Source organism: Acidovorax sp., assembly GCF_047607405.1.
Classification (GTDB): Bacteria; Pseudomonadota; Gammaproteobacteria; order Burkholderiales; family Burkholderiaceae_C; genus Acidovorax.
Genome location: NZ_JASGDA010000091.1, coordinates 53,812 through 64,809, shown reverse-complemented (window position 1 = coordinate 64,809; position 10,998 = coordinate 53,812). Strand labels below are relative to the sequence as shown.

The window sequence follows — 10,998 nt, the reverse complement described above, 5'->3', positions numbered from 1 at the left end:
GGCCACCTGCACCCGGCCCGCGCCGCCGTGCAGCGCCGCGGATGCCGCCAGCAGCGCCGCGCCGCCCATGCCCATGCCGCGCTCGGCCAGGCCCTCGCCGCCCACCACGGCCACGTCGCCGTAGCTGCCCTTGTGGCTGGCGTGGGCGCGCGGCGTGGCAGGGGCGGGGCCGGACAGCCAGGCCGTGGGCGGCGCGTCGGCGGTGTCCACCCCCAGGCCGTCCAGCCACACGGTGCCCGCCGCATCGCGCCCGGTGGCGGTGAACAGGCCGGGTTTGAGGGTCAGCAGGGCCAGGGTGTGGCGCGGCGATGCGGATTCCGTATCGGGAGCGAAGCCCTCGGCGTACTGGCCCGTATCGGCGTTCAGCCCGCTGGGCAGATCCACGGCCAGCACCGGGGCGGGGCTGCGCCGCAGTGCGTGCAGGCAGGCCCGCAGGCGGTCATCGGGCGGTCGGGGCGTGGCGCCAATGCCCAGCAGGGCGTCGATGCACAGGTCTGATGCCGTCAGGTTGGCGGGCGGGCCGTCTGACCACCGCACGCCTGCGGCCTGGGCGCGCCGCCAGGACGCGAGCGCGTCCGCCGGTGAGCGCTCGGGCTGGCCCAGCCAGGTCACCGCCACGTCGCGGCCCGCGCGGCGCAGATGAATGGCGGCTTCCAGCCCATCGCCGCCGTTGTTGCCCGGGCCGCAGGCGATCCACACCATGCGCGCATGCGGCGCAATCGCCTGGGCCAGCCGGGCCACGGCCAGGCCCGCGCGCTGCATCAGCGTGTGCGGGGGCAGGGCGGCTTGCGCGGCGCGCTCGATGCGGCGCGTGGTGGCGGTGTCGAACAGCGGATGGGGCTGGTGGTGCGCGATGCGGTGCATGGCGCCGCATTGTGCGCCGGTCAGAAGTCGCGCAAGCCTAGGTCGGCGAGGGGCACTTCGGGTTCGCGGCCTGCCATCAAATCGGCCACGGCCCTTGCGCAGCCGCAGGCCAGCGCCCAGCCGCCCGCGCCGTGGCCGGTGTTGAGCCACAGGCCCGGCAGGCCGCTGGCGCCCAGCACGGGCGCGCCGTCGGGCAGCAGGGTGCGCGCGCCGCGCCACACCTGCACGCCGGACGAGAGCTGCGCCCCGCCCGGAAACCAGTCGTTGAGCGTGCGGTACAGCCGCTGCAGCGTGGGGGCGTGGTGCCGCGCGTCGGCGCCCGCCAGGTCGGCGCCGCCCGCGATGCGCACGCGCTGGCCCAGGCGGGCAATGCTGATCTGCTGCGCCGCGTCCACCACGCTGGCGCGCGGCGCGTGCGTGTCCTCGCGCAGCGGGGCGCTGACGGAGTAGCCCTGCACGGCGGCCATGGGCAGGCGCAGGCCCAGGGGCGGCAGCAGCGCGGCGCTGGCCATGCCCGCGCACAGCACGACGGCGTCGAAGCGGCGCAGATCGGCGTCGCCCTGCACCGCCAGGCCCACGGGCTGGGTGCTGATGCGGTCGATGCGGGTGTTGAACGCGAAGTCCACCCCCGCGCCCTGCATGCCCTGGCGCAGATGCTGGGCGAACAGGCGGCAGTTGCCCGCGCCCGCGCCGGGCAGGTGGATGGCGCCCGCCAGCGGCGCCTCGGGCGAGAGGCCGGGTTCGATCTGGCGCGCGGTGTCGGCGTCTATCTCGCGCAGGGCCACACCGGCATCGCGCAGCACCTGCAGTGCGGGCTGCAGCGCGGCGCCGTCTTGTTCTGTGCGCAGCAGCACCAGGCGGCCTTCGCTGGCCTCGAAGTCGAGTTCATGCCGCGCGGCGATGGCGTGCAGGCGGGTCTGGCTGTACTGCGCCAGGCGTTCCAGCGCGGCGGCGGGTGCGCTCAGGCGCCGCGCCTGGCCGCGCCAGCGCCACAGCCAGGCGAGGTGTGCGCGCGAGAGGCCGCCCGCCAGCCGCAGCGTGGCATCCGCGCCGGTGAGCCGCAGCGCCTGGCCGAAGCCGGGCACGGCCCAGGGGTTGAGCAGGTGGGGCGCCAGCAGGCCCGCCGTGGCAAAGCTGGCCTCCTCGGCGGCGGCGCTGCGCTGGTCGAACACGGTGACTTGGTGGCCGTCGGCGGCCAACTCGTACGCAGTGGTGACGCCGACGATGCCGGCGCCCACGATGGCTATCTTCATGGTTTTAAGTGTTTTTGGCCTCTGGCGCTTGCTGGACAAGCGCGAGCAGCTATTGTTTTTGTAGTATCTGCTCGATCTGCAGGCCCACGTTGAGCACCGTGTCGTCCATCAGCGCCCCGTGCCAGACCATGAGCCCGGCGGGGAGTTCCCCCTGCACATGGCAGGGCAGGGACAGCGCGCAGCCGTCCAGCAGGTTGATGGCGCTGGTGTTGCGCAGCAGCAGGGTGTTGACGCGGAAGAATTCCTCGTCGCGTTCCGCCCCCGGCGCCACGTCGGCGATGGGCGGCGCCACGATGGGCACGGTGGGGGACAGCAGCGCGTCGTAGCCGTCGATGCTGGCGTGCATGCGGGCGATCCAGCGCTGGCGCTCGTGCTGCAGGTGGATGTATTCCCAGGCCATCAGCGCGGCGCCTTTCTCGATGCGGGCGCGCACCCGGGGGTCGTAGCGGTCGCCCGCGCGCTGCAGCAGCTCGCGGTGCCAGGCGTAGCTTTCGGGCGCGGCGAAGCCGTAGGCGGGCTGGTCTTGCACGGCGGGCAGGGCGATGGTGTCTATGGTGGCGCCCGCAGCGCGCAGCGTGCCCAGGGTGCGCTCGAAGGCGCGGGCCACGGCGGCGTCCATGCCGTCGAGAAACAGCGTCGATGGCACGGCCAGGCGGTACTGCGACAGCGGCGCCAGGCTGCGCGTCACGCGCCGGGCGGCCAGCACTTCGTGCGCCACGATGGCGTCGCGCACGCTGCGGATCAGGGCGCAGGCAGTGTCGAGCGTGGGGGACAGCGGCACGGCGCCATCCGTGGGTACCAGCCGCGCCGTGTTCTTGAAGCCCACGATGCCGTTGAGCGCCGCCGGGATGCGGATCGAGCCGCCCGTGTCCGACCCCAGGCCGATGAAGGCCGCACCCGTGGCGACGGACACGCCCGCGCCGGATGAGGAGCCGCCCGGCACCCGGGGCGCGCCGGGCAGGGCGCCAAAGCGCGCGTCCCAGGCGGCGGGCGTGCCGTGGTGCGGGTTGACGCCCACGCCCGAGAACGCGAACTCCACCATGTTGGTGCGCCCCACGATCGCCGCGCCTGCGGCGCGCAACCGGGCCACGGCGGGGCAGTCCGCGCGGGCGGGCGGTGCGTCGGCCAGCACGGCAGCGCCCGCCGGGGTGGGCTGCCCGGCGATGTCGAACAGGTCCTTGACGGAAACGGCCAGCCCGGCCAGCGGAAGGCGACCGACACCGGGCTTTGCCGCCGTGGCGCGGGCCGCGTCGAACGTGGTGCGCAGGAAGGCGTGGGCGTTGGCGGGGGCCTCTACGGCGGCGATGCAGCGCTCCAGCTCGGCGGGCGCGGTGGTGGTGCCGCCCGCCAAACAGGCGCGGGTGGCGGTCAGGTCGGCAAGCATGGGTATGCTAGAATCCTTGGGTTTTGCTGGGAGCAGCGCTGGCTTATGGTCGGCGGCTTGGCAAATCAATCGCAAACCAGCCCTGTCAAGGTGCCGCAGCCCGCGCTGCGGTTATGTGGGCTGGATTTTAGACCCAACCTTCGGAGTATTTTTCATGTCCGTCACCATGCGCGAAATGCTGGAAGCCGGTGTCCACTTCGGCCACCAAACCCGCTTCTGGAACCCCAAGATGGCCCCCTACATCTTCGGCCATCGCAACAAGATCCACATCATCAACCTGGAAAAGTCGCTGCCGCTGTTCCAGGAAGCACAAAAGTTCGCCAAGCAACTGGCGGCCAACCGCGGCACCATCCTGATGGTCGGCACCAAGCGCCAGGCCCGCGAGATTCTGGCCACCGAAGCGCAGCGCGCTGGCGTGCCCTTCGTGGACCAGCGCTGGCTGGGCGGCATGCTGACGAACTTCAAGACCGTCAAGACTTCCATCAAGCGCCTGAAGGACATGAAGGCCCAGCAAGAAGCCGGTCTCGACAGCCTGAGCAAGAAGGAACAGCTCACGTTCACCCGCGAGATCGAGAAGCTCGAAAAGGACATCGGCGGCATCCAGGACATGACCGCGCTGCCCGACGCCATCTTCATCATCGACGTGGGCTTCCACAAGATCGCCGTGGCCGAAGCCAAGAAGCTGGGCATTCCGCTGATCGGCGTGGTGGACACCAACCACTCGCCCGAAGGTATCGACTACGTGATCCCCGGCAACGATGACTCGGCCAAGGCTGTCACGCTGTACGCCCGCGGCATCGCCGACGCGATCATCGAAGGCCGCGCCAACGCGGTGAACGAAGTGGTCAAGGCCGCATCCGCCGAGAGCGCCGACGAATTCGTGGAAGTGGAAGAATCCGCTGCCTGACCGACCCGGCTGCGCGATCACGTCGCGCAAGAAAAAGCGGGGCCTCTGATGCCCCCTTTTTTTTAGCCCGCACCCTGTAACGAACTGAATTGACTGAATACGGAGAACACAAGATGGCTGCAATTACCGCAAGCATGGTCGCTGAACTGCGCGCCAAGACCGACGCCCCCATGATGGAATGCAAGAAGGCCCTGACCGAGGCCGGCGGCGACATGGCCAAGGCCGAGGAACTGCTGCGCGTCAAGCTGGGCACCAAGGCGGGCAAGGCTGCTTCGCGCGTGACGGCCGAAGGCGTGGTCGCCAGCTTTATCAACGGCAACGTGGGTGCGCTGATCGAAGTGAACAGCGAGACCGACTTCGTCTCCAAGAACGACAGCTTCATCGCCATGGCCAACGCCGCCGCCAAACTGGTGGCCGAGCACAACCCCGCCGACATCGAGGCGCTGGGCAAGCTGGCCTATAGCCAAGACAGCTTCGGCCCCACGCTGGAAGACGTGCGCAAGGGGCTGATCGGCAAGATCGGCGAGAACATGTCGTTCCGCCGCTTCAAGCGCTTTGACGGCGCCAACCTGGCTTCGTACCTGCATGGCTCGCGCATCGGCGTGGTCGTGGAATACGAAGGCGACGCCACTGCCGCCAAGGACGTGGCCATGCATGTGGCCGCCATGAAGCCCGTGGCCCTGACCAGCGCCGACGTGCCCGCCGACCTGATCGCCAAGGAGCGCTCGGTTGCCGAAGGCAAGGCCGACGAAGCCAACAAGGAACTGGTGGCCGCAGGCAAGCCCGCGCAAAGCGCCGAGATCACCGCCAAGCGCATCGACGGCGCCGTGCAGAAGTACCTGAAGGAAGTCTCGCTGGCCGACCAGGTCTTCGTGAAGGCGGCCGACGGCAAGCAGACCGTGGCCGCCATGCTCAAGGCTGCCAACACCACCGTGAAGGGCTTCACCCTGTACGTGGTGGGCGAAGGCATCGAGAAGAAGGCCGACGACTTCGCCGCCGAAGTGGCTGCCCAGGTGGCTGCCGCCAAGGCCGCCGCCGCCTGATAGTCGGTTAGCAAGCCCCTTTCACTTTCACCGCCAAATTGCCTTTGGAGAAAACGCCCATGACCCACGCTGCACCAGCCCACAAGCGCATCCTGCTCAAGCTGTCTGGTGAGGCGCTGATGGGCGAGGACGCCTTCGGTATCAACCGCGCCACCATCGTCCGCATGGTGGAAGAGATCGCCGAGGTCACGCGCCTGGGCGTGCAGGTGGCGGTGGTGATCGGCGGGGGCAACATCTTCCGTGGCGTGGCGGGCGGCTCGGTCGGCATGGACCGCGCCACCGCCGACTACATGGGCATGCTGGCCACCGTGATGAACGCGCTGGCCCTGGCCGATGCGATGAACAAGCAGGGGCTCACGGCCCGCGTCATGTCGGCCATCGGCATCGAGCAGGTGGTGGAGCCTTACGTGCGCCCCAAGGCGCTGCAGTACCTCGAAGAAGGCAAGGTCGTCGTCTTCGCGGCGGGCACGGGCAACCCCTTCTTCACCACCGACACAGCCGCCGCGCTGCGCGGCGCCGAGATTGGCGCCGAGGTGGTGCTCAAGGCCACCAAGGTGGACGGCGTTTATACTGCCGACCCCCAAAAGGACCCCACGGCCACACGCTACGCCAAGCTGAGCTTCGACGAGGCCATGTCGCGCAACCTGGGCATCATGGACGCGACCGCCTTCGCGCTGTGCCGCGACCAGAAGCTGCCCATCAAGGTGTTCTCCATCTTCAAGCACGGCGCGCTCCAGCGCGTGGTGATGGGCGAGGACGAAGGAACACTCGTTTACGCCTGAGGAGCAAAAAATGACGACGACGATTGCCGACATCAAGAAGACTGCCGAGACCAAGATGGACCAGTCCATCGCGGCGTTCAAGAACAACCTGGGCAAGATCCGCACGGGCCGCGCCAATCCCGCGCTGCTCGACGTGGTGCAGGTCGAGTACTACGGCTCCATGGTGCCGCTGTCGCAAGTGGCCAACGTCGCGCTGATCGACTCGCGCACCATCAGCGTGCAGCCCTGGGAAAAGGGCATGGGTGCCAAGATCGAAAAAGCCATCCGCGAAAGCGACCTGGGCCTGAACCCCGCCAGCATGGGCGACCTGATCCGCGTGCCCATGCCGCCCATGAGCGAGGAGCGCCGCAAGGAGATGACCAAGCTGGCCCGCACCGAGGGCGAGGGCGCCAAGATCGCCGTGCGCAACCTGCGCCGCGATGCCAACGAAGCCGTCAAGAAACTGGTCAAGGACAAGCTCGCGTCCGAGGACGACCAGAAGCGCGCCGAGACCGAGGTGCAGAAGTTCACCGACAAGCACATCGCCGAGATCGATGCGCTGGTGGCGGGCAAAGAGCAGGAAATCATGGCGGTGTAAGCCTGCCCATGTCTGTATCACCGGTGGTGCCGCACCACATCGCCATCGTCATGGATGGCAACGGTCGCTGGGCCACGCGCCGCTTCCTGCCGCGCCTGGCGGGCCACAAGCAAGGGGTCGACTCGCTGCGCCGCTGCGCGCGCGCCTGTGCGCAGCGCGGCGTGGCGGTGCTGACGGTCTTTGCCTTTTCGTCCGAAAATTGGAACCGTCCGGCGGACGAAGTCTCCGGCCTCATGGAACTGCTGGCCCTGGCCTTGGCGCGCGAAGTGCCGCAACTTCAGAAGGACGGCGTGCGCCTGTATTTCGTGGGCGAGCGCGCGGGCCTGTCGCCCAAGGTGCGTGAGGGTCTGGCCCAGGCCGAGGCCGCCACGGCGGGCAACTCGCGCCTTGTGCTCAATGTCTGCTTCAACTACGGTGGCCGCTGGGACATCGCCCAGGCCGCAGCCAAGCTGGCGGCGCGTGGAGAGCCCATTACCGAATCCAGCCTGAACGGCGCAATGGCCCTGGCCCATGTGCCGGACCCGGACCTCGTGATCCGCACCGGGGGCGAGATGCGTGTCAGCAACTTTTTGCTGTGGCAGTCCGCCTACTCCGAGTTCGTCTTCAGCGACCGGCTGTGGCCGGACTTCGACGAAGCCGCGCTGGACGAGGCGATAGCGGCATTCGGCGCGCGCGAACGCCGCTTTGGCAAGACTTCCGAACAAATATCGTCCGCGCATCCTGCTCCGATGCAGGGCTGAAAGAAGGGCACCATGCTCCAACAGCGCGTCATCACCGCCCTCGTCCTGCTGGCCATTCTGCTGCCCGCGCTTTTTTATTCCAGTACCACACCTTTCACCGGGGTCGTGCTGGTGCTCATGGCCGCTGGCGCCTGGGAATGGGGGCGCTTGAGCGGCTTCGGCCAGGCGGGCTCCGTGGCCGTGGGGGCCGTCTGCGTCGCGCTGTGCGGCGCGTCGTGGGCGCTGGGCTGGGTGCATCAGCCGATGCCCGCGCTCTGGATTGCCGGGGGCGGCCTGTGGGTGCTGGCGGCTGCATGGCTGCTGCGCGCGGGCGTGCCGGGCTGGCCGCGCATTCCTGCCGCCGTGCGGCTGGTGGCGGGCGTGCTGGCCCTGTGGCTGGCGTGGCTGGCCGTGGTGCACGCGCGCAACGTGGGCATCAACTTCCTGCTGTCAGTGCTGGTGCTGGTGTGGGTGGCCGACATCTTCGCGTACTTCGCGGGCCGGGCCTTTGGCCTGCGCTTTACCCAGAACAAGCTCGCGCCCGGCATCAGCCCCGGCAAGAGCTGGGAGGGCGTGTGGGGCGGACTCGCAGGCGTGGTGGTGATGGCCTTCGTGTGGGTGGCCGCCGACGCGCATTGGCAGGCGGCGGTGCCCAGCTTCTACAGCCGCATGGCGCAGCAGGGCTGGTGGCTGCTGGTGATCGCGGTGCTGTTCATGGTGGCGATGAGCGTGGCGGGCGACCTGGTGGAGTCGCTCATCAAGCGCAGCGCGGGCGTCAAGGACAGCAGCAACCTGTTGCCGGGCCATGGCGGCGTGCTGGACCGCGTGGATGCCTTGCTGCCTACGCTGCCCCTGGCGCTGATGCTCACCAGCCTGACGATAACGACACGATGAAGAAACAACGCATCACGGTGCTGGGCTCCACGGGTTCCATCGGCACCAATACGCTGGACGTGGTGGCCCGCCACCCTGACCGGTTCGAGGTCTTCGCGCTCAGTGCCGCGACCCAGGTGGACTTGATGCTGGCGCAGTGCGCGCACTTCCGCCCCCGCTACGCCGTTATGGCAAGCGCGCCCCATGCGCGGTTGCTGGCAGAAAAATTAGAGTCAAATCGCCTTCCAACGCTTGTCCTCCAAGCGCCAGAAGCTATTGAAACAATAGCGTCGCACGATGAAGTGGACGCCGTCATGGCCGCCATCGTCGGGGCGGCGGGCCTGGCGCCTTGCCTGGCGGCGGCGCGTGCGGGCAAGCGCCTGCTGCTGGCCAACAAGGAGGCGCTGGTCGTGGGCGGCGCGCTGTTCATGCAGGCGGTCAAGCAGGGCGGGGCCACGCTGCTGCCCATCGACAGCGAGCACTCGGCCATCTTCCAGTGCCTGCCCGAAGACCCCGCCACCTGGCCGGAGCGGGTGGACAGCATTTTGCTCACCGCGTCCGGCGGGCCGTTCCGCCAGCGCGACCCGGCCACGCTGTCGCAGATCACGCCCGACCAGGCCTGCGCGCACCCCAACTTCGCCATGGGCCGCAAGATCTCGGTGGACTCGGCCACCATGATGAACAAGGCGCTCGAAGTGATCGAGGCGCGCTGGCTGTTCGACCTGCACCCGGACCAGATCAAGGTGGTCATCCACCCGCAGCAGATCATCCATTCGATGGTGCAGTTCAAGGACGCATCCATCCTGGCGCAGTTGGGAACGCCTGACATGCGCGTGCCCATCGCCTGCGGCCTGGCCTGGCCCGAGCGCATCGCCAGCGGCGCCAGCAAGCTCGATTTCGCGGCCCTGGCAGCGCTCACCTTCGAGGACGCGGACGCCACCCGCTTCCCCGGCCTGCACCTGTCCTGGCACGCGCTGAAGGCGGCCGAGGGCACGACCGCCGTGCTGAACGCCGCCAACGAAGTGGCGGTGGGCGCCTTCCTGTCGGGACGGCTGCGCTTCGACCGCATCCATGCCGTGAATCTTGCAACTTTGGACGCGGTGTCGCCCTCCAAGCCGGATTCGCTCGAAGCCCTGCTGCACCTGGACGCCCAGGCGCGCCACGCGGCCGAGCATGCCGCGGGCCGCATGGCGGCCTGAGTTTCCAGGAGAGAGGTTCATGCTGCTCACCATTGCCGCCTTCATCGTCGCCCTGGGCCTCTTGATCGCCGTGCATGAGTACGGCCACTACCGCGTGGCCGTGGCCTGCGGGGTGAAGGTGCTGCGCTTCTCGGTGGGCTTTGGCAAACCGCTGCTGCGCTGGCAGCCCAAGGGCTCGTCCACCGAGTTCGTGGTGGGCGCGTTCCCCCTGGGCGGCTACGTGAAGATGCTGGACGAGCGCGAGGCCCCCGTGGCCCCCGAGGAGCGGCACCTGGCCTTCAACACCCAGCCGCTGCGCTCGCGCGCTGCCATCGTGGCGGCGGGCCCCGTTGCCAACCTGCTGCTGGCGGTGCTGCTGTACTCCATCGTGAACTGGAACGGGGTGCAAGAGCCTCGCGCGGTGCTCGCCAGTCCGGTGGCGGGCTCCGTCGCCCAGGGCGCGGGCCTGCGCGGCGGCGAACTGGTGGAGCAGGCGGCGCTGGGTGCGGACGATATGGAGCCCGTGCGCTCGTTTGAAGACCTGCGCTGGCTGCTCACGCGCGGCGCGCTGGAGGGCGTGAACGTGCGGCTTTCCCTGCAGCCCCAGCCGGGAGCCGCGCACCGGGAGGTTGTGCTCGACATGTCCGGCATCGACACCCGCGAAGCCGATGCCCAGCTGTTCCGCAAGGTCGGCATCCTGGGCCCCTGGACGCGACCGGTGCTGGGCCAGGTCATGGAAGGCAGCGCCGCAGCCCGTGCTGGCCTGCACGAAGGCGATGTAGTGCTGCGCATCGGCGCGCAGGACGTGGTGGACGGGCAGCAGCTGCGCGAACTGATCCGCCAGTCCGTGCGGGGCGGCGAGCCGCTGGCCCAGCCCTGGCGCATCGAGCGCTCGGGGCAGGTGCTGAATCTGGACGTGCTGCCCGATGCCCTGGCGGAGCAAGGCGCCACGGTAGGCCGCATCGGCGCCTACGTGGGCGCTCCACCCGCGTTCGTCACCGTGGAGTACGGCCTGCTGGAAGGCGCCTGGGGCGGCGTGGTCAAGACCTGGGACGTGTCGGCGCTGACGCTGCGCATGATGGGCCGCATGCTCATCGGCGAAGCCTCGCTCAAGAACCTCAGCGGCCCGCTGACGATTGCCGACTACGCGGGCCGTTCGGCCAGCATGGGCCTGACCCAGTACCTCATCTTCCTGGCCCTCATCAGCGTGAGCCTGGGCGTGCTCAACCTGCTGCCCGTGCCCGTCCTGGATGGGGGGCACCTGATGTATTATCTTTGGGAAGGTGTGACCGGTCGCGGCGTCTCCGAAGCCTGGATGGAACGCCTGCAGCGCGGCGGTCTGGCAGTGCTCATGCTCATGATGTCCATCGCCATGTTCAACGATTTCTCCCGGTACGTCTTCCGGCTCTTTGGCTAGC

Annotated in this window: 11 protein-coding genes; 8 read left to right on the top strand and 3 right to left on the bottom strand. The window is 69.0% G+C overall.

The window, feature by feature from the left end; genetic code table 11:
- The 3 genes from QM569_RS11080 to QM569_RS11070 form a co-directional block, all read right to left on the bottom strand.
- Window positions 1-864: NAD(P)H-hydrate epimerase (locus QM569_RS11080; protein ID WP_414987289.1), on the bottom strand; the 864-nt coding region annotated here is incomplete at its 3' end.
- 20 nt (window positions 865-884) lie between these two features.
- A complete protein-coding gene (locus tag QM569_RS11075; protein WP_414987288.1) occupies window positions 885-2,117 on the bottom strand; it encodes an FAD-dependent oxidoreductase in 1,233 nt (410 codons plus the stop codon).
- 49 nt (window positions 2,118-2,166) lie between these two features.
- Window positions 2,167-3,501: an amidase gene (locus QM569_RS11070; protein WP_414987287.1), complete on the bottom strand. Its 1,335-nt coding sequence runs from the start codon at window positions 3,499-3,501 to the stop codon at window positions 2,167-2,169.
- Window positions 3,502-3,655: 154 nt separating this feature from the next.
- Between QM569_RS11070 and rpsB the strand changes: the two genes are divergently transcribed.
- From rpsB to rseP, 8 genes are all read left to right on the top strand, one after another.
- On the top strand, window positions 3,656-4,408 hold the full coding sequence (gene rpsB, locus QM569_RS11065; protein WP_414987286.1) for a 30S ribosomal protein S2: 753 nt from the start codon (window positions 3,656-3,658) through the stop codon (window positions 4,406-4,408).
- A 113-nt stretch (window positions 4,409-4,521) separates the two neighbouring features.
- Window positions 4,522-5,451, top strand: a complete 930-nt coding sequence (gene tsf / locus QM569_RS11060; RefSeq protein WP_414987285.1) for a translation elongation factor Ts — start codon at window positions 4,522-4,524, stop codon at window positions 5,449-5,451.
- 59 nt (window positions 5,452-5,510) lie between these two features.
- Entirely contained in the window at window positions 5,511-6,233 is a 723-nt protein-coding gene (gene pyrH / locus QM569_RS11055) for a UMP kinase (RefSeq protein WP_414987284.1), read from the top strand.
- A gap of 10 nt (window positions 6,234-6,243) precedes the next feature.
- Entirely contained in the window at window positions 6,244-6,810 is a 567-nt protein-coding gene (frr, locus tag QM569_RS11050) for a ribosome recycling factor (protein ID WP_414987283.1), read from the top strand.
- 8 nt (window positions 6,811-6,818) lie between these two features.
- Window positions 6,819-7,550 carry a polyprenyl diphosphate synthase gene (uppS, locus tag QM569_RS11045; protein WP_414987282.1) on the top strand — a complete coding sequence of 244 codons (732 nt, stop codon included), beginning with the start codon at window positions 6,819-6,821 and terminating at the stop codon, window positions 7,548-7,550.
- A 12-nt stretch (window positions 7,551-7,562) separates the two neighbouring features.
- Window positions 7,563-8,423, top strand: coding sequence for a phosphatidate cytidylyltransferase (locus QM569_RS11040; RefSeq protein ID WP_414987281.1), 861 nt, complete (start codon window positions 7,563-7,565; stop codon window positions 8,421-8,423).
- A complete protein-coding gene (gene ispC / locus QM569_RS11035; RefSeq protein ID WP_414987280.1) occupies window positions 8,420-9,601 on the top strand; it encodes a 1-deoxy-D-xylulose-5-phosphate reductoisomerase in 1,182 nt (393 codons plus the stop codon). The genes QM569_RS11040 and ispC overlap by 4 nt, the downstream gene beginning before the upstream one ends.
- A 19-nt stretch (window positions 9,602-9,620) precedes the next feature.
- Complete coding sequence (rseP, locus tag QM569_RS11030) at window positions 9,621-10,997, top strand: RIP metalloprotease RseP (protein WP_414987279.1); 1,377 nt, start codon at window positions 9,621-9,623, stop codon at window positions 10,995-10,997.
- Window position 10,998: the final 1 nt, after the last annotated feature.